The sequence below is a fragment of the Corynebacterium tuscaniense genome (assembly GCF_008693065.1).
Lineage (GTDB): Bacteria > Actinomycetota > Actinomycetes > Mycobacteriales > Mycobacteriaceae > Corynebacterium > Corynebacterium tuscaniense.
Genome location: NZ_VXKH01000004.1, coordinates 16,558 through 43,542, shown reverse-complemented (window position 1 = coordinate 43,542; position 26,985 = coordinate 16,558). Strand labels below are relative to the sequence as shown.

The window sequence follows — 26,985 nt, the reverse complement described above, 5'->3', positions numbered from 1 at the left end:
ACCTGCCGGTGAGACACACTTCTATCCGTGGATCTGTTACTCACGTACCTCGCAGTCGTTTTTGGCTGCGGTCTCATCGCGTGGGCAGTGCGTCTGCCACCGCTCATTGGATTCCTCGCTGCTGGTTTTGCGCTCAACGCGATGGGTGTTGAGCATGTTGCGGCGCTTGATCTTTTCGCCGATATCGGTGTAACCCTCATGCTTTTTGCCATTGGTCTGCGCCTGGATCTGAAGGCACTGACAGATAAGGCGATGTGGCTTACAGCAACCAGTCACGTGCTTCTCATGACGGTGGTCGGTGCCGGCTTCATTACCGGCCTCGGGGCTCTTGGCGCATTTGGCCCCACCACTTTTGAGGTGGCAGTTGATATTGCCCTTGTGTTGAGCTTCTCAAGCACCATTGTGGTGATCAAGATCCTGCAGGACCGCGGTGATGAGCAAGCACTGTACGGCAATATCTGCATCGGCGTGCTGATCATGCAGGACATCCTTGCTGTTGCCTTCATGAGTGTGCTCCGCGGCCAGCCGCCACACTTAGCTGCCCTGCTCCTTATCCCCATCGTTCCGTTGCTCGCATTGACAACGCGTCGTTGGTACAAACTTGGCCACGGCGAACTCGGTGCACTTTTTGGCATCGTCATGGCGCTGCTCCCCGGCTACGCGCTCTTCGAATTGGTCGGTCTCTCCGGAAGCCTCGGTGCCCTAATCATGGGTGTTGTCCTCTCCCGCTCCCCTGGCGCGGAACAACTGAGCCATTCGCTGTTCACCCTGAAGGAGCTGTTGCTGGTCGGCTTCTTTGTCAACATTGGCTTCCTCGGGTTGCCTACGTGGGAAAACGTTATCGATGCTGGCTTGCTGCTCCTGTTGCTACCGTTCCAAGCCGTCGCCTACTGGGCAATTTTGTGGCTTCTCGGCTTGCGTAACCGTACTTCGGTGCTTACTGCGCTCCTATTAGCGAACTACTCCGAGTTCGCACTCATCATTGCGACACTCGGTGTTGAGGATGGCTGGCTCGACCAACGTTGGCTGCTTTCCCTTGTGCTCGCGGTATCGATGAGTTTTGTTATCTCCGCAATTCTTAACCCACAAAGTGTTTCCCGTGCTGCCCATTTGGCTAAGCGTTTGCCCACGCGTCCGCCGCACAAGACGCACCCAGAGGATCGTCCTATCGAACTTGGCGACGCCCACGCGCTCGTCCTCGGTGTCGGCCGACTCGGTTTAGCCTGCTACACCGAACTAAGTGAGGTGTACGGCGCAAAGGTCCTTGGTGTTGAGCATGACCCGGCACGTGTGCGACACCTCCAGGAACGTGGCTACAACGTTGTTGAAGGCGATGCGACGGATATTGATTTCTGGGAGCGCGTCAAAGACAGTCACCAGATCGACATGATCATGCTGGCTATGCCTTCACAACACGCGAACGTGGACACCGTGAAGGAGATCCGCGCCTCGAATATCAATACGGATGAATGCACGATCAGTTCCGTTGCTATGTACCGCGAAGATGTCGAAGACCTCGAAGCCCTTGGCCTTAATGTAGTTGTGCATCTTCAGGATGGTGCTGGCGAGTCCTTGGCGGAGCGCACCTTTATTGAGAACAGGCGGAGTCAATTGCGTGCCGAATCTGCTGGGCCGCCGACAGACAATTCCGCGTCAACTACCCCCAATTAGCCACCAGCTATGCCAGTAGTTACCAGTTCCACTATTATGTTGCACTGGAATCTTATATCTGGCTGGAACTGTGCTGGCAAAACCGTGGATGTTACATGCTGACCACGGGGGTCAGGCCCAGTGAACAGCTAGATCCACTACCACTTCCCTTTGTGGTCCCCAACGCTAGGAGTTCATATATGCGTATCCCCCGCGATACAACGTTCCGCTTCAACCGTGTCATGTCCATCGCGGTTGCCGCTGGCCTCGCTGTCTCTGGTGTCCAGGTGCTTGACACCGCGTCTCCGCTTGGTGCGCCGGCGGCTATTGCTCAGAGCAATACAAATATCCCGGCTGATGCGGTCGTAGTTGAAGGCATCTTTGACAAGGACGGCAACAAGATCACCGCGGATTATGACGCATTGGCTAACGGCAATGTTGAACTGCAGGCGGGCTGGAAGATCCGTTTGAATGTCGATATGGCAAAGGTGTCCAAGGGTTCCACAATCGAGGTCTTCTTCGGTGCTGCTAAAGAAGAACACTCTGGCGGTGGTGTCTCCGTGGGCACTGCAGACGCGACGTTTGGCATTCCCGGAAGTTCGAATAAAGTCCTTCAAGTTAAGAACACGAATGCTCGGTTCGGCGCCGGCAAAATTGCTAACGGCATTTCCATCACGGGCTTGGATAACGCCGACGACGTATCGGGCATCGTCCCAGTCAGTGTCCCCATTTCCGTACACGGGTCCTTCTACGGTACTGGTGATGGTTTAGAGTCAGGCCCGACTGGTAGTTCCCGTGTCCTTGAGGACCAGCCAGTGAAGTACTGGACGCGACTGACTGACGGCACCGTGAGCTCCGCCGATACAACTCCATTCGGGTTCAGCGTCACATACAAGCAAATTGTCAGTGGCCAGAATGAGAACGACAAAAAGTACCAATCCTGGACCGATGCTTTTGTTGATCCCAATGGCTTTGACGTGCATCTTGGAATGCACGCGATTACTCCCGTCAACCCTCCGAGTGGCACCGCTGCGGTGACTTACGTTCCCAAGAACGACGGTAACAATGGCGACGAACCGTGGAAGATGACCGATAAGGATTCCTGGGAACCGAAGATCACCGGGGTCACGTTGATCACTGGTTCTGGTCAACCGCCACTCACTCAGGAGCAGAAGGATGCGGTTAAGCTTGATGTAACTCCCGTAGACGGTGGATTCCGCGTGACGGTTTCGAATATTCCGCAGGATGCCCGGGTGAGCTACGATATCAAGAAGATTGGCCTCGTACCTGCAGCCAAGTCAACGAACTACCGCTTGGCGCCAACTGATTTTGACCCGCAGATAGGTACCTCAGCTGGGTTTGCATCAGCGAACTCTGCAGCAAAGGTCAGTGGCATTGATGGATCCGTCGATGCCACTCGTGAGCCAACAGCAAAGGTCCTCATTAACGGAAAAGAGTGGACGAAGGACAACCCATACAAGGCTAAGCCTGGCGAGGAAATCGAGTTAACCATGAAGCTCGGTTTGGGTGGTAACGCGCGTATTACCCACCCGAAGGTGACGGATGCAGCCGGCAACGTTGTGGCCGAAGACGAGAAGATCTCCTTCTTGCCCGGTGAAGAAAAAGAGATCACATTCAAGTACACCCCTACGAAGGAGGACAGCGAGCTCAAGTTCACCGTCACCTACGAGACGGATGAGTCGGCTGAAGCATCCACGTGGGTTGAACAAAGCGGCTGCGACTGCACTGTTGAGTACCAAGGTGAAGAAAAGCCCGTCCGAGATGTCATCGACGACCTGAATAAGCGCCTTGAAGACGCTGAAAAGGAAGCGGAGGACCTCAAGGGCAAGAACAAGGAGCTTGAGGACAAGAATAAAGAGCTCGATGGTCGCATCAAGGACGCGGAGGATGCCATCAAGGAGGCTGAAGACGCGATCAAGGATGCGCAGGACAAGAATAAGGAGCTCGAGGATCGCATCAAGGACGCTGACAAAGCCATCACGGACCTTGAGAACACCAATAAGGATCTGAACGACAGGCTCAGTGAGCTGGAAGGTCGCTTGAATTCGGGGTTGGGTCGCTGCATCGGCACCGTTGGTGGGACGCTGCTGTTCCTGCTTCCTGCAGTTGCGCTTGTGTCGCAACTTGTCGGCGGATCGAAGAACGTTGCCATCGACCAGTTCATTGCAGAGACCCAGAAGCAGATGGGTATCTGGAACCCGCATTTGGCAAAGGCTGTCGACGACAACCGTCAGGCGATTGCGGCTGCCTTCGGTGGACTAACCCTGCTCACTTTGGCTCTGATCCCAGGTGTGTGCGGTGAGAAGTCTTTGAGTAAGGCCGCCACGGAGGAACTGTCCTCTAACAAGGGAAATGGGTCATCTGAAACGGAGTAATTCTCGGTTTTCATCCCCCGGTGTTTAATTGCGCCGGGGGATGCGGAAGAAGTCGAGTATCGTCTTTGTAGCAAAGTTCTTGCTTGTTAGTGCGCCCGGCCCGATGTCGATAAGACCGCCGGGCCACACGTGTCTGCTGCCCTCGAGGCGGTAGTGCTCCAGTGGCGCATCGCAGTGTTGCCAGGTGAGTTTTTGTCCTGGGCGCTCAAAGGGGGCAGAGATGGGTTGAGCATCGCAGTGGTTCCGTTTTTCTGCTTCAGCAAGTACACGCGGTATTGGCTCATAGCGGGTGTGGTACCGCCAGCCGCCCTCATAGTCGATGACAGGGTCATCTGTGCCGTGGAAATCAATCTGTTTCATGGGTATCGGCGCACAGCCCTCAAAAACCGTCTCGTAATAGGCGGCAGACACTGAAGCTATTCCGGTGAGATGGTGTGGGCGATGGCATGCCGCGTACGCCACAAAACCACCGCCGTTGGAGTGACCGGCGGCAAACACGCGCGAGGGATTAACCGGGAAATCACGCAACATTTGCTCGCGCACGGCGTCGAAAAATGCCAGGTCCTCCTCCCCCGTTGTCGTTGCATAGGGCGCGGGAGCCCAGGCGGTATCTACACCCTGCATATACACCACAACGGCGTGGGCGGAATCAAAATCCGTGGTGGCACGCATCTGATCCATGGTCATGCGGTAGCCGTGGAACACCAAGATGAGCGGCAACCCTTCGAGCGCGTAAACGTCCGTCGGTGTGGAGACGAGATACTCGCGTTCATGCCCACCAATCTGCATTGTGCGACGATGTGTCGTGGTGGGGCCGTTAGCCAAGGGGCGGTATGCCGGAGGTTCGCTGAAGACTTCCACCACCTTGTCTTCAACCGTCTGTGTAGCCGGCAGCAAGCCACATGCGCCCGTATGAAAGCTGCTCAACAGCACCACAGCAGCAGCTACTGCTGGGCGGAAAGCGGTTTTCAGATGGGCGTTTTTCACTCAATCTAACCTACGCTACTCACCCAAAAGTTCGCTCCATGCCCCGGCACCAGGTACATTCCTCCCCATGAGTTTCCGCCCGGAGTCACGTCGCTTCATTCCAAGCAAGAAGAATGCGCCGGGCTTCAGCGACGCAGCGTTACGCGCGCGCACGGCGGATGCGTTTCAATCAGGGGCATCGCTTTATGATGACGTCCGGCCCTCATACCCATCCGCCGTCACCAACCTCATCGATTCCGCACACACCGTCATTGATGTTGGTGCCGGGACGGGTAAACTCTCGGCTGATTTACTCAGTGCTGAACGGACGGTGTTTGCCGTGGACCCGTCCGCCGACATGCTCGCCGTGTTGAAGCAGCGCCACCCAGAGGTGTTCACCTGGCGCGCCACGGCTGAGGCAACTGCAGTGAAAGACCACTCCGTGGACGCGTACGTTAGTGCGCAGACCTGGCATTGGGTGGATACACGTGCAGCAAGCGCTGAGGCTGACCGCGTTGTGGTGCCAGGAGGCAAACTCATGTTGTGTTGGAACACACTGGATGTTTCCCACCCGTGGGTACTGCGGTATTCACGCATTTCCCATTCCGGAGATGTACACCGAGAAGGCTTCTACCCAGAGGTGCACCCCCCGTGGATTCTGGCCGAGGAACTCCGCTTGCGTTGGTACCAGGAGGCGACCATCACGGATTTAATCGCGTTGGCGAAGACGCGGTCTTACTGGTTGCGTGCATCAGAAACGACACGATCAAAAGTGGAGTCGAATCTGCAGTGGTATCTCTATGAACGCCTGGGGTTTGAAGATGATGATGTGATTCCTCTGCCCTATCGCACAGACGCGTTTGTGTATGAGCGTGTCTAGTCCGTATCCCACGAGACACTGAAGAAATCGAGAATAGTCTCAGTCACGTCTATACCCCTGCTGGGTGCCCAGATACCTGCCGGCCATTCATGCCCCATGCCTTCGACGGGAATGTGTACGGTCCGTGCCGCATCACCGTTGCGTTGCGCAAAGGCAGCCGTAACGTCCCGCGCTGGTTGGATCACTCCCCCGCCACCGCGATTCTCACCGGCATACGGCACAACGTCATCCCATGTGCCGTGAATGTTCAGGTAGTCGATGGGAGCGCCCGCTGTCAGTTCACCCGGTGTCGTCCGGATGGCGCCAGCAACGGTAGCGGCTCCGGCGTACTTTTCTGGATTGTTCGTAGCTAGAACGGCAACGAGTCCCCCACCATTGGAAAATCCGGCGAGGTACACGCGATGCGGATCAATCGGATAGGCCGTACTGATGTCAGCGATGATCGCTTCAATCAGTGCGGTGTCTTGTTCAACTGTGGTGATGGCATAAGGTGCAGGACTCCATGCCAGACCCCGGCCCGTGGGGGTGACCACCACGGCGTTGGCCACGCCAAGGTTGGTGCCAACGAGGAAGTCGTAGCCGTTATCTCCCCTGCCGTGGATTCCCACGATGAGTGGCAATAACTCGCCTTCTTCTATCTGTGGCACAGAGCAGTGATAGCAAAACTCGAGTGGTCCGCCATTGGGTGAGTCAACGGTAACGGTGCGGGCTCTGCGAGGGTGTGGCACGGTCAGTAGCTCTTAGCGTCGCTTCGGGTTGCGTTCACGCACGCGCACTGCGAAACGGACGGGAGTGCCGTGGTAGCCAAATTGTTCACGGAACTTACGCTCCAAGTAACGGCGGTAGCCACCATCCAAGAAACCTGTGGTGAAGAGAACAATGGTTGGCGGACGAGTACCCACCATCGTGGCAAAAAGCACCTTAGGAAGGCGGTTGTTTTTCATCGGCGGTGGGTTGGCAGCAATCGCTTCACGCAGCCAGTTGTTCAGCTGACCAGTGGAGATACGGCGATCCCAGTTCTCTAGAGCCGTGATCATCTCCTGCTCCAGGCGGTGAAGGCCACGCCCGGTTTCGGCGGAGATATTGATTTTGGACACCCAGGGCAACTGGCTTAGCTGCATGTCGAACTCACGGTCAAAGTAATACCTGCGGTCCTCATCCATGAGGTCCCATTTGTTGAAAGCAATGACCATGGCCTTGCCCGCATCTAACACCATGGAGATGACGCGTTGGTCTTGTTCGGTGATCTCCTGCGATGCGTCGATAAGCACGACGCATACTTCAGCCGCATCGATCGTGCCACGTGTACGCAAAGAGGCGTAATACTCGTGTCCAGTCGCGTTCTTGACCTTCTTACGCAGGCCGGCCGTGTCAATGAAGCGCCATAGCTTTTGGTCCAGCTGGATGAGCTCATCCACCGGGTCAACAGTCGTGCCAGCGACATTATCCACAACAGCACGATCGGACTTGGACAGCTTGTTCAGCAGCGAGGACTTGCCCACGTTCGGCTTACCCACCAGCGTCACGCGGCGCGGGCCCTCGGTGATTGAGTTGGCGGACTTGGGCACCTCTGGGAAGAGGCGAATGATCTCATCCAGAACATCCGCACCACCACGGCCATGCAATGCTGAGACAGGCCACGGGTCACCCAGGCCAAGGGAGTAGAACTCCGCGACATCCGCCCACTGGGACTCGGACTCAAACTTGTTAGCCACCAGGATGATCGGTACTTCGGAGCGCTGCAGGTTACGCGCCATCGCGGCATCAGATTCCGTCACACCAACGTGGGAGTCCACAACCATGAGGATGATGTCCGCATCGTGCATTGCTGCTTCAGACTGGTGGGCGATGGACGCGTGAATGCCTTTCGCATCCGGGTCCCATCCACCGGTGTCCTGCACCCAAAAGCGACGGCCTGCCCAGTCCGCCAGGTAGCTAACGCGGTCACGGGTGACGCCAGGGTGGTCCTCCACCACGGCCTCACGACGGCCCAAGAAACGGTTCACCAATGAAGATTTACCCACGTTTGGGCGACCGACAATCGCAACCGTGGGCAGCGCTTCCTCCAGGTGCCCATCGGCGTTGATACGCTGGATGCCGAAGGCTGCCTCGACCTCGGCCCAGTCTTCCTCCGACATATCGTCATGCAGTTCGGCTGCACCAGCATCGTCGCCGTAATCAGCGGGGCCGAACCCCGAGTCGTCGAAAAGCTGCTCAGCTTCCTCCCCGTACTCGGAGATGAAGTATTCCTCACCCTCATAATCCGCGGGGTTGAACTCGGTGTACTGGAACTGTGTGGGCGCATCATCTGAATACTCGTTGTTACTGCGCTGGTCAGCCATCATGCACTCCTTTCAATCAACGCGATAAGGGTAGCCAGGACTTCATCCTTGCTCATCTGGGAAGTATCAATGATCTCCGCGTCCTCAGCAGGACGCAGTGGACTTGTCTCACGTGAGGAATCCAGCTCATCGCGACGAATGACGTCCGCGAGCACCGTGTCAAAATCGACTTCCCGGCCTGCAGCGACATCTTGGTCGTAGCGGCGCTGCGCACGGACCTCCGGTGAGGCGGTGAGGTAGGCCTTCGCCGGGGCGTCTACAAGTACAACGGTGCCGATATCGCGGCCCTCCACGATGGCGCGATGCGCATCGCGTGCGAGCTTGCGTTGCAATTCCACGAGGTTCACGCGCACGTCCGGAATGGCTGAGACGGCAGAAACATTCTGCGTGACGTCGCGTTCACGGATCTCACGCGAGACATCCTCACCCGCGAGGATCACCTCGGTGGAATCCGGATCATCGGAAACCTCAAGCGGAAGATTGCGGGTCACGTCAATGACCGCAGCGGTATCAGCAGGATCCACGCCAGCACGCAGCACAGCCAAGGTGGCCACACGGTACATTGCTCCTGTGTCCACATACTTAGCGCTGAGCAGTTTAGCCAGCGCACGGCACGTTGTTGATTTGCCGGTCCCTGAAGGCCCATCGACAGCGAGGATCAAGCCGCCATCGGGCATGTTTGTCAAACTCTCAGTGCTAGCCATTTACATCTCCACTGCCTTATACAGGGCCGTCAGCTCCGAATCATTGAGCGCGCGCATCGCGCCCGGCTTCAGCTCACCCAGCTGCACCGTGTGCACCTTGGTGCGGACGAGACGTTGGACTGGGTAACCGGCCGTTTTGAGCATGCGGCGCACAATGTGCTTGCGGCCCTCATGAATCTCCAGGCGGATGAGCGATTGTCCCTGGTGTGTATCCACAATCTGCGCGTAGTCAGCCTTGGCTACACCGTCATCGAGCTCGATACCGTCCTTCAGCTCGCGTACCAGCGCCGGCTTCGCTTCACCGAGCACAGTGGCCAGGTACGTCTTGGACACGCCGTAACGCGGGTGCATGAGGCGATTAGCCAATTCACCATCGTTGGTGAGGATGAGCAGGCCCTCCGTGTCCGCATCCAGGCGCCCCACGTGGAAGAGGCGATTGCCGGCTACAACACGGTCTGCCACAACATCGCCCACGCACGGGCGGCCGAATTCATCTTCCATCGTGGTGTGCATCCCGCGTGGCTTATTCAGTGCGAAATACTGGTGTTCCTCATTCACATTCACACGTACACCGTCAACGCGGATGATGTCCACGTTCGGGTCCACCCGCACGCCTTGCTGGCGAATGATCTTGCCGTTGACCTCAACGCGGCCCTCATCGATCATCACCTCACAGTTCCGACGCGATGCCACGCCGGCCTGCGCCAGGACCTTCTGCAAGCGCACGCCTTCTGCTTGTCGACGTTTCCTGCCCGCCCCCCAGTGATTCTCCTGGTTACCTGGGCCACCCAGTTCGATGGACTTGCCCTCCGGGGCAACGGGATCTTCACGATGGTCCCACCAATTGTCAGCGAGCGGGTGTGGTTCTTCTGCGGATTTCCCAGCGGCCGCGCGTCGCTCGCTCAAGCTAACGTTCTGGTGCTTGGCGGGCTTTGCGTTTGAGAGCAAGAACTTTTGGTCCTTGCCCCGTTCAGGTTGATTCTTGTGGCCTTTATTAGGCCCCTTATCCGGTGAGCCTTCTCGGCGAGCGGTAGGTTTCATAGTCCCCGAACCTACCAGGCATCTTCTATGGAATCGATTTCCGGAAGCAGCGGAGCTAAGTCCGGCAACTTGTCCAAAGAGTCAATGCCTAATTGCTCCAAGAACAGTTCAGTAGTGACGTAGCGGTGAGCGCCAGACGATTCATCAGGTTCCACTTCCGCAATAAGCCCTCGCAGGGTCAACGTGCGCATGACACCATCGACGTTCACTCCGCGGACACCCGCTACTTGGGCTCGGGTGACCGGTTGCCGGTACGCAACCACCGCCAGTGTCTCCATCGCGGCGCGACTGAGTCTGGTTTGGGTGCCATCCACCAGGAATGCCTCTACAGCATCTGCATTCTCTGGCCGGGTGTACAGCCGCCAACCTTCGGCGGTTTCACGCAAGTCCATCCCGGAACCGCGGTGATCCAGTTCTTCCGCCCACTCTTTCAGAACTAAGGCAATATCTGCTGGGACGGCATGTAAAGCACCAGCCAGGTCCGCAACGGTGGCGGGTGTATCGATCACCAGGAGGATGGATTCAATCTGTGAACGCAGCTGCGACACCATGGGCTGGTCTGAATAACTCTCCATCGTCCCTACTCCCAGTTCTGTGCGGCTACCACCGCGGGATCAACATTTTTACCGGTCCACGCGATGTCCAGTTGTCCAAGGGCTTCCTCCTGTTGCGCATCAATCGCATGAGCTTTATATAGCTCCAAGACCGCCAAAAACCTACCAACAATTTCCATTGTTTTGGTGCAGTCACGTGTCAGTGCGGTGAAGGTCAGCCAATGATCCGGGCCGGCGAGTTTCAACGTGTCCAAGATTTTGCCGGCCTGCTCCGGCACAGATACTGCTTGGGCATGCACGTGGTCAGTACGCACCGTTTCTGGTGGCTTAGGACGAAAAACAGATGCCGCTAACTCGGCAAAACTGCCCGCTGAATGCCCCAAATCCACTGGTGGAATGAGGTCGAGGAACTGTTCCTCTATTCCCACCGCACGGGGGTAGCGCCGCCGCGCATTCGCCTGCCATTTCTCAAAACGGTCGGCCACCTGTTGGTAGGCCCGGTACTGCAACAAGCGGGCGAACAGGAGGTCACGGGATGACAGAAGCTCCAGATCTTCCTCTTCGTCCTCACCGCTGCGTGGCAAGAGCCGCTGTGTTTTCAGCGCTAACAGCGTTGCTGCCGTGACCAGAAACTCAGTGACTTCATCTAACTGTGCCGTCTCCCCCAACAAACGTACATATTCAATGAACTCATCGGTGACTTCAGCCAGAGCAATTTCGGTGATATCGAGTTTCCTGGCACCAATGAGATTTAGCAGCAAGTCATAAGGGCCCTCAAAGTTGTTAAGGACAATGGTGAAACCAGTAATCTCTGGCTGATAGCCCTCATGACCATCCACCGGTTGATTTGTGTGCGTTGTTGTCATGCCCGATCAACGGCTCCCTTACTAGTGCTGGGACGCGCGCTCGATGACCTCTAGCGCCAGACGCCGGTATTGTTCCGCACCCGGGGAGTTAGGCGCCCACGTAATAATTGGTTCACCGGCAACTGAGGTTTCCGGAAAGCGAACGGTACGGGTAATCACTGTGTCAAAGACACGGTCGCCGAAGACCTCTACTACACGTTCCATGACTTCACGAGCATGCGTGGTACGGCGGTCAAACATGGTGACCAGGATGCCTACGATGTCCAAGTCAAAATTGATACGGTCACGGACTTTCTCCACGGTATCCGCCAGTAGAGCCAACCCACGCAGGGAGAAGTACTCGCACTCCATCGGGATGATGACGCCTTGGGAACACGCAAGCGCATTCACGGTTAGCAAACCTAACGACGGCTGGCAGTCAATGATGATGAAGTCATACTCCCCGCGCACCGGGCGCAGTGCACGGCCGAGGGTTTGTTCACGGCCAACCTCATTAACCAACTGGATTTCAGCCGCTGACAGATCGATATTGGCCGGCACGAGATCGAGGCCAGGCACATTCGTGTGCTTAATAGCGGAGTGGATTGTGGAGGTATTGTCCAACATCAAGTCATATACCGTGACTTGATCCTCATCTTGAGTGACTCCAAGACCAGCGGACAAAGCGCCTTGCGGGTCCAGGTCAACTAGTAGAACCTTTCGGCCCTGCTCCGCAAGGCAGGCACCGAGATTGATGGATGAGGTGGTCTTACCCACTCCACCTTTTTGGTTGACCATAGAAATGATCGTGGCCGGGCCATGCTTCTCCAGTGGCTCCGGCTGAGGGAGATCGCGCAGTGGGCGTCCAGTCAGTCCGACTGCCGCCTGCTCCGCATCGAAGAGTCCTTCGTCTGCCACGGTCCCGCCCTTCATCATCAGGTCGACCAAAACATTACTGTCCGTCATCTTACACAGGTGTTATTTACCGCGTAATGCGTCTGATCGCCGTGTTTTCGGAGTGGTTTAGGAACGCGGGTGCGCGGTGCGCCAGACTTCACGCAAGTTCTCTGGAGTGACATGAGTATAGATCTGCGTTGTTGTCACACTGGCGTGACCGAGTAGCTCCTGGACCGTACGGACGTCTGCCCCACCCTCAAGAAGGTGTGTTGCAAAGGAATGGCGCAGCGTGTGTGGTGAGACTTCCTTTGCAATCCCCGCGCGTGAAGCCGCATCCTTGATAATTGTCCACGTGCTCTGACGTGACAGCGCTCCCCCACGCTTATTCAAAAACAACGCATGAGTTTTGCCCTGCGATAGCGCAGGACGTCCGCGCACCAAGTAGGCATCTAAAACGTGATTCGCTGTGCGCCCCACCGGGATGATGCGTTGCTTATCCCCTTTTCCAGTGACCTTGATGTACCCAGGCATCTGGGAGACATCATCCACAACCAACCCCAGCACCTCCGAAACACGCGCTCCCGTGGCATAAAGAATCTCCAACAACGCTTTGTCCCGCAATTGGATGGGGGTATCGGTCGGGCAATCGTCGAGAAGTTTGCTCACCTCATCAATACTCAAAGTGTCTGGCAGCTTGTCACCTTGTTTCGGCGGAGACACGCGTGCCGCAACGTCCGCAATAACGATGCCTTCAACGGTGGCGAATTTGTGCAGGCCTCTGGCAACAACGAGCGCCCGGTTCGTGGAGGATGCCGCGAGTGGTTTCCGGTGCTCATCGCCGCGGCGCAGATCCGCGACATAGGCCTCGAGATCCGCTGTAGTCACCGATACGAGGTCCGTTTTACCGGCGTGCTCGAGCCAACAAACATAGCGCTTAACATCACGACGGTAATTGCTCAGCGTGTTCTCCGAAACACCTCTCTCCACAGCGAGGTGATCAAGCCACAGTTGACCAACAGCCTGTGCTTTCACTACTGTCCGATCTTTTTCATGTCCGGTTGTACGCCTTGGCGCTGACGCCGTTTGGCCAAATGCGTGGGTCGCACCTCAAACGGTGTGTCGATGGGCCGGGTTTTGGACTGTCCTGAAAGTACATCTGCCGCAGAGAGAATCCCAGCAACGGCAATCGAGTTCACAATCCGGCCGGACATGACGGCTTCTCGTGCGTCCTCAATGTGCATCCACGTGAAGCCCATATCTGCTTCTTCATCTTCAGCTGGTGGGCGTTCAACCTCACTCAAACGAGTAGCCATGAATACACGTACAGCTTCCTCGGCGAAACCCGGGGAGGTGGCCAGGTCAAGCAGGAGTGACCAGTCCTGCGCCTTGAGTCCGGCTTCTTCCACCAGTTCACGTTTCGCTGTGGTCAATTCGCTATCACCCGCAACGTCCAACAAACCTGCGGGAAGTTCCCACAAACGCCGACCTACGCTATGACGGTATTGCTCCACGAGTGCAATGCGATTTTGATTATCCACAGCGACAACAGCAACAGCCCCAAAATGTTCTACGATCTCGCGGTGAGCGCTGCCACCACCCGGCATGGTCACGGAGTCACGGCGGAGCGCCACAATAGGTGCGTCCACCAGCAGCTCAGAGCTAGTCACACTGAATTCGTGTCGCTGTGATTGTGAGTGGGAAGTCATAACACCAATCTAAGCCCAGCGCGGAGGCACAGTTCGGGCCGGATCCTTTGTTTTATTCAGCTGGCTCAGTGCGCGGACGTTCCGGCGCTGGTGCCTGCGCATTCGAGGCTGCCCCGTAGGCACCGGACTTATCGTTGAGCTGCTCCGCTAGTGCGAGGATGGTGGAGATGCGCCCGGTCTCGGTGTCGACCGAATCCACGGTAGATACTGCAGCACTCGCCTCAGCATTGGAACGAATGAGCTCAATGGAACCATGCGGCGCTGCTGCCCCGCGGCGACCAGAGAGCACAACAGCACCCCCGCGGGAGTCCAACCCCTGGACAAAATCAGCCAGGACTGTGGCGGCAAAGGCTTCCGCATCGTCCTGGGTGCCCTCGCCTTCCTCAACACTCCCGCCGGTTACCACGATGATGCCCTGCGCCGGGGTTATGGTGCCGTCAGCGTATTCGATGAATCCAGCATCACGCAGCGCGTGTAAAACCAAAGCACGGTCTTCAACCGTTGCAATCGGCTCATTTTTCTCTACATCGAACATCAACGCGCTCCCCAGGGACTCACCGGCATGGATGCCTGGTGCCTGATTATCCACTGACAGCTGAGCACCGGCTGGAAGAGTATTCGCGATGATGGAGCGCAGCTCATCGGCTCCGTCTTGAGAGAGGAACTTGTCCGTCAGGAAGATTTCTCCCGCAGCCGTGGCGCCCGCCTGCTGAGCGAGAGCTTCGATGGCCTTCACATCCTCCTCATCTGCGTTCGGGGCACGTACGATGATGTAGGGGCGCTGCTCCAACGTGCTTTCCACGATGCGCGTGGAGTGGCCGGCCAGAAGAGCGTTAGCGGAGTTCGCCTCCGGGTTACCTGGGGCCTCGCCCTCCTGCTCGTTTTTCTCGGCGCCGCCCCCGCTGGTGGAGTCGATGTTGTTAAACGCGTAATCAGAAATCGGTGCTAGGGAGGGAGCAACCACGAGGGTGCCCAGTGCGAGTCCACCCGCAAGCCCCCATGCGAGGCCACTGGCAACCAATCCAGCACTGCCTGTCTTCTTTTTCGACATGTTGTTGCACCCCTTCTAGCGGTTAAAAAGGTTCCGGACGGTCAGGGCGAAGTTGTCCCACGTGTCGGCGAGGTTGTCAACGAACGTGCCGTTACCCATGAAACCGACAATGAGGACCACTGTTGCGATTGCCACGAACAGGCCAAGAATTGCCCAGGCCCATGCCGCACCAGAACCAGAGCTGGTCTTGTACAGGTTCTCAACCACCGTGGATTCCACAATGCGATTCCCCGCTTTGAGGCGAGTGAGCATTGCGGCTGGGGAGGCTGCTAAGTCGTTGGCGAAGATACGGTCCAGATCGACGAGGTCACCGACGGTGACAATTGTTTCAGCGTCGTGGAAGACAGCCAGCAAAATAGCCAAGTCCATAGCCGAATCAGCGGCTGCGGGGAATGTCACCGCGCCAACGCCAAGATCCTGGATGCGCTCAAGCCCAGCGGCGTGCCCGTCCGGGTCTGCCGGCAGGATCACACGTGCGTCGCCACGCAGCGCATCCGTGGAGATATCGGCCGGATCGCCGACGATGAACTCGCAGGCGTAACCCAAATCCAGCAACGTGTCAGCAGCACTACCAACACCGATGATTACGGGACGGTACTCGCGGATGAAGTTTCGTAGATTCCTCACTCGCTCACGCGCATCGGGGGTGGGAGCAACAATGAGGACTTTCTGGCCATCCATGACATCGCCGAGCTCGGGGACTCCGACGCCGTCGACAAGCAGCGGCGATTCGGAATGAATGAACTCGATGCTGTTGCCAAAGTAAGCTTCCATATTGTCAACGAGGGTGCGCTGAGCGGTATCAAAAACTTTGTTAGCGTTGTCGCGACTCAGATACGTCGCCTGCGCGATCACCTTCTTACCCACGATGACATCACCGTTAGGGGCAAGCGTTGCTTTTTTGCCATCACGGAAGTACTCGCGCGTAGCAGCGCCAGCCTCCTCATACAGCGGGATGTTGGCGTCCAGCAAGAGTTGTGGCCCATAGTTAGGAATGTTGCCGGTAGAGAACTTTCCAATGTTCACAACAGCTGCCGGGCGCTTCCGAAGCAGCGCCTGCGCCTCACGACGAGTCAAGTCCGGCGCATCCACCACGGCAATATCGCCCGCGTTGAACTTGCGCAGGCCCTTTCCCTGCGGTGTGCAATCGCGCAGGTGTGCATGGATTGAGACATTGGGAAAGCCAACCTTCTGAGGGGTAGGTTCTTTCGTCGCGGAGGCGTTGGAAGTAGAGCTCATAACACGCGATCTTGCTGCATCAACCAGCTTTATTGGTGGAGGCGCGCTGTAAGAACTGCCCTCTTTTTAGAATGAAGCGATCTCAGTCTGGGCTCGCTTCATAAGCTCGGTAGCGTGTGCACGACCCGTCTCAGAATCATCCATGCCGGCGAGCATCCGAGCGAGCTCATCGATCCGGGCATCACCTTCAAGGACGTCTACGCCCGAAGTCACGGATTCATCCCCCACGTTCTTGGACACATGCAGGTGGGTTGTGGCATATGCGGCAACCTGTGGCAGGTGTGTGACCACAATGACCTGGTTGTTTTGCGCTAAGCGGGCTAGGCGTCGCCCAATCTCGACAGCAGCACGGCCACCGACACCGGCATCCACCTCATCAAAAACCAACGTTGCACCACCCTGTTTGCTGGACAGAATGACCTCCAAGGCAAGCATGACGCGAGAAAGCTCACCACCTGAAGCACTGGATGCCAAGGGTTGTGGCTCAAGCGCATCATTCGGCGCTAATCGCAACTCAACGCTGTCCGCACCGTTACGGTCGAATTCTTGCTTATCGACGGCCACGGTTATCCGCGCTTTCGGCATCGCCAGCCCACGCAGCTCCTCGGTCACCGCCTTTTCCAACGCTTTCGCTGCGGAGGTACGCGCTTTAGTGAGGGCTTTCGCTGCAGTAGTCGTTTCTTTTTCGCTGGCTGCAACGCGCTTCTTCAACTCCTCGATCGCCTCCGCAGAGGTATCAATCGAGGTTAAGCGTTTTGCTGCCTTCGCACGCCAAGCGAGCACACCTGCGATATCGGGGGCATATTTACGTGTGAGGGTTTTAAGCTCCTGCTGGCGTTGGAGTAACCGTTCCAACTCATCCGGATCACTCGGCAGATCAGACAAGAACGTACCGAGTTCACCGGAGACATCCGTAAGCACCGCCGCGACATCCGCCAACTGGCTCCCTAGCTCACGCAGATGACCATCGCTTGCTTGCTGCAAAGATGATGCAGCTTGGCCAATAAGCGTGGAAGCAGGATCGGTGCTTTCAGCACCAGCCCCGTAGTCGCCAGCAGCCTCCGCCCCATCGATGTCCACGAGTGCACCAAGCGCAGATGCGCGCAACGCATCCACGTCCTGCAAGCGGTTGATCGTTGCTACCAGATCGGTGTCTTCCCCCTCTTGGGGATCAATGCCATCAATTTCTTCGACGGCGAATTGGAGCCGATCAACTTCTTGGGCCAACTCACGGCGCTTCTCTGTTCTTTCTCGCAGATCCTTCGACGTCGCGCGCCACTGCGTGTAAGCCTTACGGTAGCGCTCCTTCAACGGAGCAATCGCCGGGTCAAACGCATCCAATGCAGCGAGTTGTTCTGCTGGCGCAAGCAGGCGGAGCTGATCATTCTGACCGTGAATAGTCAATAAGTGCGAGGTGAACTCTGCCAGAGTTGCCGCCGGGACTGTTCGGCCACCAAGGTGCGCACGGGAACGGCCAGAAGCTTTCACCGAGCGGGCTATAAGGTATTCACCGTTCTCATCCGGTTGCGCCCCGGCCTCGTCGGTGATGGCGGTGATGGCGGCCAGAGCATCGTCGATAAGCATGTTCGTGCTGAAGGCACCTTCAACAGTGGCTTGCGCAGCCCCAGTGCGCACCTTCGACGCATCTGCACGGCCCCCGGTGAGCAAACGTAAACCGGTAACAACCATTGTTTTACCCGCACCGGTCTCACCGGTGAGGACATTGAGACCCGGTGAGAATTCGACGGATGAATGCGGGATAACGCCAAGGTTATCGATAGTGATTTCGGTGAGCATAGACCTACCGTTGCGTCACGTTATCGGCGTAAGAGAAATCATCCTTGACCACAGGACCGCGCCAGCCATTGACCGGCAGGTGCAACTTGCTCACCAAACGGTCCGTGAATGGTCTATCGTCCAGGCGCACGAGACGCACCGGGCGCTCGCCACGAACAACTTCAAGGCGCGAACCAGGTGGCATTTCCAGGTGGCGGAAACCATCCAGCACGACATCGGCTGGCGTGGTAGTGATCAGGGACTCAACCGCGACCTTGGAACTAGGCGACACCACGAGGGGCTTAGTAAACAGCGCGTGCGCGTTATTCGGCACGACCAGAATTGCATCCAACTCTGGCCACAAAATAGGGCCTCCGGCGGAGAACGCGTAGGCCGTTGAACCCGTCGGGGTGGAAATCAGCACACCATCGCAACCAAAGGAGCTCACCGGGCGAAGATCAACTTCAAGGATCGCATCCAGGACACCACGACGATCCAAGTTCTCCAAGCTAGCCTCGTTCAGAGCCCAACCAGTGCCCACTAAATCATTGTTATGGTCATGAACAGTGACATCAATGGTCATGCGGCTATTTAGCGAGTACTCGCGGTCGATGACGCGACGGATAGCGGTTTCCAGGCTATCTTCTTCCCACTCTGCCAAGAAGCCAATGTGGCCCAAGTTGATGCCCAAGACAGGCACATCCTGGGCGCGGGCAAAACCAGCAGCTCGCAGGAACGTTCCATCACCGCCAAGGACGAGGACAAGCTCACACCCTTCCGCAGCATGATCATCCGGTTCAACTCGGCATAGCTCATCCAAAGCCGGGTAGTTACCGGCGTAAGGCAATTCCTCATCACCCAACAAACGGACAGTGAAGCCGGCCTCAAGCAGCAGCTCAGTTGCTCGGGCAGCAGAAGCAATGTTGCCTTCACGGCGAGTATGGGGCACCAAAAGAACAGCACGGTCACTGCTTGTAGCCATTAGTTTTTCGGTCCTTCCTCTACTGCCCGCTGAATCATAGCGGCCAACTCGCCATCGCTCGGGGCGCTGTGGACATCATCCTTAACCAGCCATAGGAAGTATTCTACGTTCCCACTCGGCCCAGGAAGCGGAGAAGCCACTGCAGCGCGACAACTTAGGCCTAAAGTATGAGCGAATTGCGCGACCCCCAAGGTCACCTCTGCTCTCAGTTCCGGGGAGCGCACAACTCCCCCGCTGCCCAGGCGCTCCTTTCCCACCTCAAACTGTGGCTTCACCATAGGAAGCAGGTCAGCACCGTCTTCTAGGCAGTTCGTGATAGCCGGAAGGACCAACTCCAGGGATATGAATGAGAGGTCACCCACCATCACCTGCGCGGGCCCGCCCATCATGTCTGGGGTGAGGTGCCTGATATTGGTGCGGTCTAACACTGTCACGCGTTCATCGTTTTGCAGACGCCACACTAACTGGCCATACCCCACATCCACAGCAATGACTTCTTTTGCACCATGGTCCAGGAGCACATCGGTAAACCCGCCGGTGGAGGCACCAGCGTCAAGGGCTCGTTTACCAGCAACACTGAGGCCAAGGGGTTCGAAGGCATCTAGTGCCCCAAGTAACTTGTGGGCTCCGCGTGAAGCCCAATCATCTCCGTCAGCCTCCGCAACCTTGATGGACACATCCGGTTCCACAACGGTGGCCGGCTTCTGAGCCACAAAACCGCCAACCTCAACTCGGCCAGCTTTAATCCACTCCACAGCCTGATCGCGTGAACGTGCGATCTTTCTGCGCACGAGTTCCGCGTCCAAACGTCTCCGCCCTGGCGTCATGCCTGTCCCCTTCAAGCCCGGTCCTGGAGTGCTTCTGCAAGCACCTCATACGCCGCCTCATACTCAACCAACTCGGCAGCCAGATCATCCATCGGACGGGAGAGCACCGCCTCAAAACGCGTGGACAACTCATCCGGTGTTATCTCAGGCTTACGGGGATCGCGCGGTTTCGGAACCGGGGTGTTATGAGGTTGCATGAGGATTACCACCACGCCTTTATCGCCGTACCTGCCACAGGGGAAGCTGACCTCACATCGATGATTGTGGGCGCGCCCTCAAGAGACCAAGCCACACTCAGAACAGTGCGTAGCGCTTGGAGCCATGTAGCGTCCGCATTGCCACCATCGAGAACGATAACAACGCCATCGGCAGTCTGCTGCTCAACCTCTGCGGTGAAACCACCCTGAGCAGCCGGAGCCAAAGAGCTAAAGTCTCCTGCACAGCTGTTCAACACACGCAGATCCTCAGCGATAAATGTTGGGCGTTGTTCCATCGGTGCAGAAATGAGCGCCCGCGGACCGGACACGCCGGTAAGCACGTGCAAGGTATCCATCCCCGCTGCCACACCACCGGCGATGTCCGTATCCAAGCGGTCCCCCACCACTAATGGCTTGTGCCCGCCAAGCTTTTCCTGCGCCAGATCGAACATGGCGCGCCCTGGTTTGCCGGCAGCTTCAGGCACAACACCGGTGGCATTAGTCACCGCGGCGACCATGGAACCATTGCCCACCATGAATCCACGCTCCGCAGGCAAAGTCGAGTCCAAGTTACTGGCCAGGTACACCGCGCCCTTGCGGATAGCCAAGGCCGCTTCGGAGAGCTGCCGCCACCCGGTGTCCGGATTGTGCCCATGCAAAACCACCGCCGGATTGTCGTCAGCGGAGTCCACAACGACAAACCCTGCGTCGCGCACCAACTCCTTGAAAGAATCTGCCCCAACCACGAGAACATTCGCGCCGGGCTGCGCGTGACGCTGTGCAAGCACCACGGCAGCTTGCGCTGAGGTCAATACATCAGCCGGGGTGGCCTCAAGACCAATGGCTTGGAGCTTGCCAGCTACCTCATCCGGGCCTTTGGACGCATTATTCGTCACGTAGGCCACGGCGCACTGCGACGCCGCACACGCATTGATGTTCTCAACCGCGTGCGGGATAGCGCTACCACCAGCCCATACGGTGCCATCAAGATCGAGCAACAGCGCATCATATGGCGCAATCACGCTCATCGCAGCCCCCTAGCTCAGTTCCTTGAGACGCTGGCTGGCGTCAGTCCACGAGTCCTCGTCCACCGCGGCGACGTGTTCAAACCAGTGGCGCGCCTCGTCCGTACGACCAATTTGCTGCAACGCATCCGCGTAAGCGTAGGCAAGACGGGTCTGCGCGAAACCTTGGGCACTTAACGACGGGTTCATCTGCTGCAACGTTGCCAACGCAGATTCGTGCTGACCCAGGTCGTGGCGTGCACCAGCAACCACAATGGCCAGTTCAATCCGGGAATCGGGATCCAGCTGTTTCGCTTCCGGGCTACGCCCGATCTCAATTGCTTTCTCCGGCCGACCGAGTCCACGTTCCGCATCCGCCATAACAGCCAAGAGGCCTGGGCCACCGCTCATGCGGCGTGCGGCTCGCAGCTCCGACAAAGCCTCTTTCCATTCACCAGCGTGGTACGCAGCAATACCTGCTGCTTCGCGGACCACACCAACACGTCCGGCGCGGTTTTTCGCTGCACGCGCGTGCCTCAGAGCCAACTGCGGATCATCGGCCATCCAGGATGCCGCCATGATCATGTGCTTGGCCACCTTGTCTGCGTTGTCCTTAGCCAATACGCGCAGGTCCTGCAGCACCGAAGGGTCAAGGTCGGACGCATCAATATCGTCCGGCAATGCCGGCTCATTTTCTTTCTGTGCCATACGGTCCTCACGGAAACCCTGGCGATAAGGGTTGGAGCGATCATGGCGCACTTTGCCGTTGCTGCCGTCGCGTCCGGCGCCACCACGGTTCGCGTGCGTACGACGTGGGCGGCCTTCACGGCCCACGCGCCCGTGTGTCTGGTTGTTGTCCTCGCTCATTGCGTCACCTACCCATTCACCTTCACGCCGGAGAAATTCTTCTTACCGCGGCGCAGCACAATCCAGGAACCGTGGAGCAAGTCCGCGGCTGTCGGCTCCCAGTCCTCTGAATCAATACGCTGATTGTTGGCGTATGCGCCACCTTCCTTGATGATGCGGCGTGCAGCGCCCTTGGACTCGGCCAAACCAGTTCCCACGAGCATATCGACGATTCCGCGTGGTTCGCCCGCACCAATCTCAAACACATCGGTCTCAGACACTGCACCAGCCAGGGTTGCCTCATCGAGGTCCGTCAGCTCGGCACGGCCGAAGAGAGCTTGGGATGCCAGTTCAACGTTCTTTGTAGCCTCCGGCCCGTGGACCAGATCCGTCATTTCCTGCGCAAGCCTCTTCTGCGCGACGCGTTTAAATGGGCGCTCCTTGACCTCAACTTCGAGTTCATCCAGCTCCTCCTTGGTCAAGAAGGTGAACCAACGCAAGTAGCGAATCACGTCAGCATCGGCAGTATTAATGAAGTACTGGTACCAGCGGTATGGGCTGGTCATCTCCGGGTCGAGCCACAGAGAGCCCCCACCGGTGGACTTGCCAAACTTCTTGCCCTCAGAGTCCGTCACTAGCGGCACAGTCAGAGCGTGCACGGACGCACTGTCAATGCGCCGGTTCAGGTCCACACCAGCAACAAGATTGCCCCACTGATCAGAGCCACCAACTTGCAACACACAGTCGTAGCGGCGACGCAGCTGCACGTAGTCGTTTGCCTGCAGCAGCATGTAGGAGAACTCGGTGTAGGAGATGCCGTCATTTTCCAGACGACGCTTCACCGTGTCACGAGACAACATGGTGGACAGGGAGAAGTGTTTACCCACATCACGCAAGAAGGTGATCACGGACATTTCATTGATCCAGTCAGCGTTGTTCGCCATAATCGCGGCGTTCTCACCTTCAAAGGAGACGAAGCGCTCGAGCTGACCAGCGATACGCTTCGCCCAATCACCGACAGTGTCGGCCGAGTTCATGGAGCGCTCCCCCACATCACGTGGATCCCCTATCATGCCTGTAGCACCACCAGCGAGCACGATCGGACGATGACCAGCCTCCTGGAAACGACGCAGCATGAGCAACGGGACGAGGTGGCCGGCGTGCAAGGACGGTCCCGTCGGGTCAAATCCTGCGTACAGGGTGATCGGCGCTGCCGTGACTTCCCGCAGGGCATCCAAGTCAGTGGACTGATTGATCAGTCCGCGCCACTCTAGTTCATCAATAATGTTTGCACTGTCAGCCATAGAACAGTTCTTTCAAGCCTCGTTGAGTTTTAAATGGAATTACTTTAGCAAGGTTAAATAGCCAGAATTCGGGTGCTACTCGGCGGGATACGGCACAGCTTCGTCGATAAGCAAAACTGGAATGCCTTCATCGATACGATAGGCAATGCCAAGACGACGATTGACCAGCAACTGCTCGTCCTTGAGATACTCCAAGGGCCCCTTGTCCTTCGGACATGCAAGGATGTCAAGAAGCAGTGGGTCAAGCGTTGGAGTGTTGGACGTCATGGTGCCTCATCGTACCTTGTCTAATTCTTATCCAACCCAGGCAGGTCGCCGAAGGCTTCCCGCAACATTCGGGCCTGAGAATCCAAAGCACGCAGGTTCTGGTCCAAGATGCCCCGCTTCACTTTCGCGGCAGCGGTGGTCAACGTGGCTAGTGAGCCAGTGACCACATCGGCGGCTTCTGGGCTTCGGTACTGCGGCGCATCCAGATAAGTCGTGATCACCTCAGGGAGGTAGATATTCACAATGCTCCAAATGGTCTGCTGGTGCTGCGGGGCCGATTCCAGGTCATCCCACTCCTCAAAGACAAATCTCAGCGTGTTCTCTAACTTCATCGCCTGTACAGCAACAGGTACCGGAGGATCTACGTTATAGAGAGAACTAAGGTTTTCCGTGAGCTTTTGTTCCAACTGCTCCCCCGATGGAAGAGGTGGTGAAGCGACGGACGGAAGAGTTTTCTGCGATGGCGCAGGTGTCAGCATCACGCCAGCGCCCCAAGCAGCGGCCGCAACAATCGGCCATAGGAAGCCAAGGCCAATAATCACGTGCGCGCCGATAACCGCAATGGCAAGGCCCATTCCCACCAAGTTCTTGTTGGAGGTGAAGAAGCTATCGCCGCGTGCGGGTGTGGCGGAGTGTTTACTGGTACCCACGAATCTCCTTGAACGCGTCAGCGAGGTCACCGTTAATCGCATCAAACACAGCGCCGCCGGTCATGTCCGCCAGTTCTTTCATTTCTTCCACGTTGGCTTCACCGTACTGGATGACAAACACAGGGACGACCCCCTTATCCGCGGTCACCCTCGCGTAATCGTCCTTGAACTGAGCCATGCCACGCCCGGCCGTCACTTCCCCGTCCGTCAACAACACGATCGACGTGATGCCCGCATTAGGGTCCGCCGTCTCCGTCACATCCAGAATCGTGTCGTAGATGTTCGTTCCGCCAAAAGCGACGAGGCTATTGATATAGTCCAGGAACTGCTGCTGCACTGCCGGATCAGTCGTGCTGTACGTGCCGGTAAATGACTCTCCCGGTTCTGCGGAGAATTTCTGGAAGGTCACCGTCTCCCCATCGCGCAACGACACGTTTCCAATGGTCGTTGCTGCAGTGCCATCCACCAGAGACGTCATGATTTGTTTGAGCGAATCAAGGCGCTCACCCTCCATCGAACCGGAGATATCCAACACGAATGTGGTGTTGCCCTTTGTACGGAACTCATTGTTGTAGCGCTGGACGAGGTGCTGCACCGTTCCGTAGTTGCTTGGAAATGGCAGTTCAATAACGGTTTGGCTCTGCAGCTCAGCCGGAATATTCTCCACATCGTGTACGGGGCGACGGTAAGAGTCCGCGATAGATTGCTGGTGGTCAAGCAGCCAGTCCGCGAGTGCCTTAACCTTCTCCGCACCATCGTCACTAACTGGATTAGCTAGCGTGGACAACGGATAATCTGCGGAAATCACCCCATCAGCAGGAACAATGACATCAATATCAGCTCCTTCGGCGCGCATCTGATGCAATGTGGACTCATAGTTGATAATCGCATCTGCCTCTGTCGGATCCTCCAGAAAAGAATCAGCGAGCCACCCAGATGATCCAGAAACCAGAGACTGAGCCTGGAAAAGTTCGTGGAGGCTTGGTCCCACATTCTCAATATCCTGGTCCGTCAGCGCGGAACCAGTGTCAGCCATTGCAGTGGCTACGGAGACGAGCGCGGAGAAGCCTGAGTTAGACGCTGACGGGTCCGTCATACCGAATGTGAACTTACCTTCGCGGCCAGCAGCTGCGAATTCACTCCACGTGGGCTGCTTTTGATCCCAGCCAAGCTCGCGGACCTTTGCCTTTTGCACACCGAAGGCGACAGGGCTCGTGGCTATCTTCGTCTCATTCGCAAGCGCACCACGCGCACCAATGAGGTCAACGTAGCGGTTGGTGGCCATCCACGTGGCATCTACTGAGCCATCAAATTTCCCGTCCCTTAGGTCTTGGGAGTTCTGAAGCGTGCCTTTATGGAATTCCAAATTAATGGGAAATCCAAGTTCTTCGGCGGCCTGCTGGACTAGGGGTTCCAAGTCCTCCAACTCAGTTGCAGCGACAATGCTCAATGGAGTATCTGAGTTGGACCCCAACGATTGGCTTGCTTCTTCTGTCAACTCGCACGCGGTGAGCGTCAAACTCATGAGCGAAGCGACAAGCAGTGCTACTAATTTTTTCATTTCTCCTGCTCCTCCTACTGCCGCGGCGGGATGGAGCCAAAGCGTTTACCCGTCCCTTCAATGAGTGCTTCCAACCGGTCATAGTTCGGTGGGTCAACCGACGACACATAACTCGATGGTGGCGGGAAGCCCTTTTCTCCCAGAATTTCCGTGAGGTAATCGTGGCTAGCTGGCCGGAAGCCATGTTGAGCAGCCAGCCGTTGCAAAGTCTCATCAGTAGACAAGAGACGACCGAGCTCCTTGCCTTCTGGGCTAATTCCTACGATGCCATGGTTAGCCAGCACCGTCGGGTCTAGCTGGACAAGCACCATATCGTCTTTGATGCGGGAGTTCGGCTTCATTTGCTCCCCAAGGAACTGGGCCTCGTAGACAAGCACCATCGGCGAGGACCCCATACCTTGGCTTAAGTAGTCATTGAAGGGCCCTGCGGAAGAAGATTGGGTATAGCCTTGATCGGTAAAAAACGGAGCGACCTGCTGCGTGAGCCAGTCAACATCGTTTGCCTTGTCCGGTTCACGTTCACCGAACTGCCACGCCAAGATAGACAAGAACATCGCCGCGGAATTTGAGGAGCGTATGTCCGTCGTGGAAATCTGGACATTGCGCGGTGAAGGGAAACTATCGCCGAAGTCGCGCCAACGTTTCCCCTCCTGGGTGATCTCGATGAACCTGTTCATATCCAGGACGTAGGTGTCCCCTTCTTTTCGCACCACTTCAGCCCCAACAAGCAAGTCCACGATTGGCTGGAAAGTGGCCACCGCCATGGGGGAAAAGAAGGGGTAATCGGCGGAATAGCCTAAGCCTTGATCCGTAATCTTCTGGGTCGCGGGGCTCGAGGACGGAAAAACAAAGTCCTCTGTTTTGAGGTCTACTTCAGTTGCGATGCGTCGCGAGCCAGCAGTGTTAACCGTGACTGTGTAGCCAAGCTCCCGGAGACGCTCCACCACGGCCGGATCCTCAAAGTACTCCCGCTTTTCAGAACCCACGACACCGTGTACCGCTTGTGTGCCCTTGGCTGGGCCAGCGCTCCCATTTCCGCCAGGACCGAAACGATCGGTGGCGCCGGTAAATCCGGGAATGATGCCGCGGCCCATGAGCACGGCGATAACCGCAACAATCACGAGCAAACTACCGAGGCCGATGGACCATCTCTGACGACTCTTTCCGGATGAACTACTTCTTGGGCTAGCAGCACGGTGTGCCCCAAAGCTGGAGGGACTGTTTCTTCCGAGGTCGGCGTAAGGCTTTTGTGTGGACATGTTCTCAGTTTAAGGTGCGCTTGTTAACTTTGCAGGCTGAG

The 26,985-nt window shown here is 57.0% G+C and carries 25 protein-coding genes and 1 pseudogene; 3 read left to right on the top strand and 23 right to left on the bottom strand.

Going from position 1 to position 26,985, the window contains the following annotated elements; translation table 11 throughout:
- Nucleotides 1-27: 27 nt before the first annotated feature.
- Together F4V54_RS02260 and F4V54_RS02255 are read left to right on the top strand one after the other, a co-directional pair.
- Entirely contained in the window at nucleotides 28-1,671 is a 1,644-nt protein-coding gene (locus tag F4V54_RS02260; RefSeq protein WP_150386096.1) for a cation:proton antiporter family protein, read from the top strand.
- A 179-nt stretch (nucleotides 1,672-1,850) separates the two neighbouring features.
- Entirely contained in the window at nucleotides 1,851-4,046 is a 2,196-nt protein-coding gene (locus F4V54_RS02255; protein WP_150386095.1) for a hypothetical protein, read from the top strand.
- A gap of 24 nt (nucleotides 4,047-4,070) precedes the next feature.
- On the opposite strand, the gene F4V54_RS02250 is transcribed toward F4V54_RS02255, so the two are convergent.
- The gene (locus tag F4V54_RS02250; RefSeq protein ID WP_102723345.1) at nucleotides 4,071-5,033 is read right to left on the bottom strand and encodes a CE1 family esterase; all 963 of its coding nucleotides are present in this window, start codon (nucleotides 5,031-5,033) and stop codon (nucleotides 4,071-4,073) included.
- Between the two features lie 67 nt (nucleotides 5,034-5,100).
- Between F4V54_RS02250 and F4V54_RS02245 the strand changes: the two genes are divergently transcribed.
- Nucleotides 5,101-5,892: a class I SAM-dependent methyltransferase gene (locus tag F4V54_RS02245; protein ID WP_102723346.1), complete on the top strand. Its 792-nt coding sequence runs from the start codon at nucleotides 5,101-5,103 to the stop codon at nucleotides 5,890-5,892.
- Here F4V54_RS02245 and F4V54_RS02240 read toward each other — a convergent pair.
- The 22 genes and pseudogenes from F4V54_RS02240 to F4V54_RS02135 all read right to left on the bottom strand — a co-directional run bounded on the left by F4V54_RS02240 (nucleotide 5,889) and on the right by F4V54_RS02135 (nucleotide 26,806).
- Complete coding sequence (locus F4V54_RS02240; RefSeq protein ID WP_170253091.1) at nucleotides 5,889-6,539, bottom strand: CE1 family esterase; 651 nt, start codon at nucleotides 6,537-6,539, stop codon at nucleotides 5,889-5,891. The two genes, F4V54_RS02245 and F4V54_RS02240, sit on opposite strands and share 4 nt — an antisense overlap.
- A 93-nt stretch (nucleotides 6,540-6,632) precedes the next feature.
- On the bottom strand, nucleotides 6,633-8,234 hold the full coding sequence (gene der / locus F4V54_RS02235) for a ribosome biogenesis GTPase Der (protein ID WP_102723348.1): 1,602 nt from the start codon (nucleotides 8,232-8,234) through the stop codon (nucleotides 6,633-6,635).
- The gene (gene cmk, locus F4V54_RS02230; protein ID WP_034662873.1) at nucleotides 8,234-8,938 is read right to left on the bottom strand and encodes a (d)CMP kinase; all 705 of its coding nucleotides are present in this window, start codon (nucleotides 8,936-8,938) and stop codon (nucleotides 8,234-8,236) included. Before cmk ends, der begins: the two co-directional genes overlap by 1 nt.
- Nucleotides 8,939-9,979, bottom strand: coding sequence for a pseudouridine synthase (locus F4V54_RS02225; RefSeq protein ID WP_034662876.1), 1,041 nt, complete (start codon nucleotides 9,977-9,979; stop codon nucleotides 8,939-8,941). It lies immediately after the preceding gene.
- 11 nt (nucleotides 9,980-9,990) lie between these two features.
- On the bottom strand, nucleotides 9,991-10,554 hold the full coding sequence (gene scpB / locus F4V54_RS02220) for an SMC-Scp complex subunit ScpB (protein ID WP_249041203.1): 564 nt from the start codon (nucleotides 10,552-10,554) through the stop codon (nucleotides 9,991-9,993).
- Nucleotides 10,555-10,559: 5 nt separating this feature from the next.
- Nucleotides 10,560-11,399 carry a segregation and condensation protein A gene (locus tag F4V54_RS02215; RefSeq protein WP_150386093.1) on the bottom strand — a complete coding sequence of 280 codons (840 nt, stop codon included), beginning with the start codon at nucleotides 11,397-11,399 and terminating at the stop codon, nucleotides 10,560-10,562.
- A 21-nt stretch (nucleotides 11,400-11,420) separates the two neighbouring features.
- On the bottom strand, nucleotides 11,421-12,296 hold the full coding sequence (locus F4V54_RS02210) for a ParA family protein (RefSeq protein WP_034662946.1): 876 nt from the start codon (nucleotides 12,294-12,296) through the stop codon (nucleotides 11,421-11,423).
- Between the two features lie 105 nt (nucleotides 12,297-12,401).
- Complete coding sequence (xerD, locus tag F4V54_RS02205; protein ID WP_150386092.1) at nucleotides 12,402-13,307, bottom strand: site-specific tyrosine recombinase XerD; 906 nt, start codon at nucleotides 13,305-13,307, stop codon at nucleotides 12,402-12,404.
- On the bottom strand, nucleotides 13,307-13,981 hold the full coding sequence (locus F4V54_RS02200) for an NUDIX domain-containing protein (protein ID WP_150386091.1): 675 nt from the start codon (nucleotides 13,979-13,981) through the stop codon (nucleotides 13,307-13,309). The genes xerD and F4V54_RS02200 overlap by 1 nt, the downstream gene beginning before the upstream one ends.
- A 52-nt stretch (nucleotides 13,982-14,033) precedes the next feature.
- The gene (locus tag F4V54_RS02195; protein WP_150386090.1) at nucleotides 14,034-15,032 is read right to left on the bottom strand and encodes a copper transporter; all 999 of its coding nucleotides are present in this window, start codon (nucleotides 15,030-15,032) and stop codon (nucleotides 14,034-14,036) included.
- Nucleotides 15,033-15,047: 15 nt separating this feature from the next.
- Nucleotides 15,048-16,271: a putative cytokinetic ring protein SteA gene (gene steA / locus F4V54_RS02190; protein ID WP_034662889.1), complete on the bottom strand. Its 1,224-nt coding sequence runs from the start codon at nucleotides 16,269-16,271 to the stop codon at nucleotides 15,048-15,050.
- A gap of 66 nt (nucleotides 16,272-16,337) precedes the next feature.
- Nucleotides 16,338-18,068, bottom strand: coding sequence for a DNA repair protein RecN (recN, locus tag F4V54_RS02185; protein ID WP_150386089.1), 1,731 nt, complete (start codon nucleotides 18,066-18,068; stop codon nucleotides 16,338-16,340).
- Nucleotides 18,069-18,072: 4 nt separating this feature from the next.
- Nucleotides 18,073-19,029 carry an NAD kinase gene (locus tag F4V54_RS02180; RefSeq protein WP_034662893.1) on the bottom strand — a complete coding sequence of 319 codons (957 nt, stop codon included), beginning with the start codon at nucleotides 19,027-19,029 and terminating at the stop codon, nucleotides 18,073-18,075.
- Nucleotides 19,029-19,856, bottom strand: a complete 828-nt coding sequence (locus tag F4V54_RS02175; RefSeq protein WP_150386088.1) for a TlyA family RNA methyltransferase — start codon at nucleotides 19,854-19,856, stop codon at nucleotides 19,029-19,031. Before F4V54_RS02175 ends, F4V54_RS02180 begins: the two co-directional genes overlap by 1 nt.
- An 11-nt stretch (nucleotides 19,857-19,867) precedes the next feature.
- Complete coding sequence (locus tag F4V54_RS02170; RefSeq protein WP_146014928.1) at nucleotides 19,868-20,053, bottom strand: hypothetical protein; 186 nt, start codon at nucleotides 20,051-20,053, stop codon at nucleotides 19,868-19,870.
- 5 nt (nucleotides 20,054-20,058) lie between these two features.
- Complete coding sequence (locus tag F4V54_RS02165; protein WP_150386087.1) at nucleotides 20,059-21,081, bottom strand: HAD-IIA family hydrolase; 1,023 nt, start codon at nucleotides 21,079-21,081, stop codon at nucleotides 20,059-20,061.
- 9 nt (nucleotides 21,082-21,090) lie between these two features.
- Nucleotides 21,091-21,954 (bottom strand): annotated as a pseudogene (locus tag F4V54_RS02160) (tetratricopeptide repeat protein); the annotation flags it as partial.
- Entirely contained in the window at nucleotides 21,933-23,207 is a 1,275-nt protein-coding gene (gene tyrS / locus F4V54_RS02155) for a tyrosine--tRNA ligase (protein ID WP_150386086.1), read from the bottom strand. The pseudogene F4V54_RS02160 and the gene tyrS, both read right to left, overlap by 22 nt.
- 75 nt (nucleotides 23,208-23,282) lie before the next feature.
- Entirely contained in the window at nucleotides 23,283-23,474 is a 192-nt protein-coding gene (locus tag F4V54_RS02150) for a Trm112 family protein (RefSeq protein WP_034662905.1), read from the bottom strand.
- Nucleotides 23,475-23,494: 20 nt separating this feature from the next.
- Entirely contained in the window at nucleotides 23,495-24,124 is a 630-nt protein-coding gene (locus F4V54_RS02145) for a hypothetical protein (RefSeq protein WP_052092584.1), read from the bottom strand.
- Nucleotides 24,111-25,685: a VWA domain-containing protein gene (locus F4V54_RS02140; RefSeq protein ID WP_034662907.1), complete on the bottom strand. Its 1,575-nt coding sequence runs from the start codon at nucleotides 25,683-25,685 to the stop codon at nucleotides 24,111-24,113. Before F4V54_RS02140 ends, F4V54_RS02145 begins: the two co-directional genes overlap by 14 nt.
- Before the next feature lie 14 nt (nucleotides 25,686-25,699).
- Complete coding sequence (locus tag F4V54_RS02135; protein WP_232218077.1) at nucleotides 25,700-26,806, bottom strand: hypothetical protein; 1,107 nt, start codon at nucleotides 26,804-26,806, stop codon at nucleotides 25,700-25,702.
- Nucleotides 26,807-26,985: the final 179 nt, after the last annotated feature.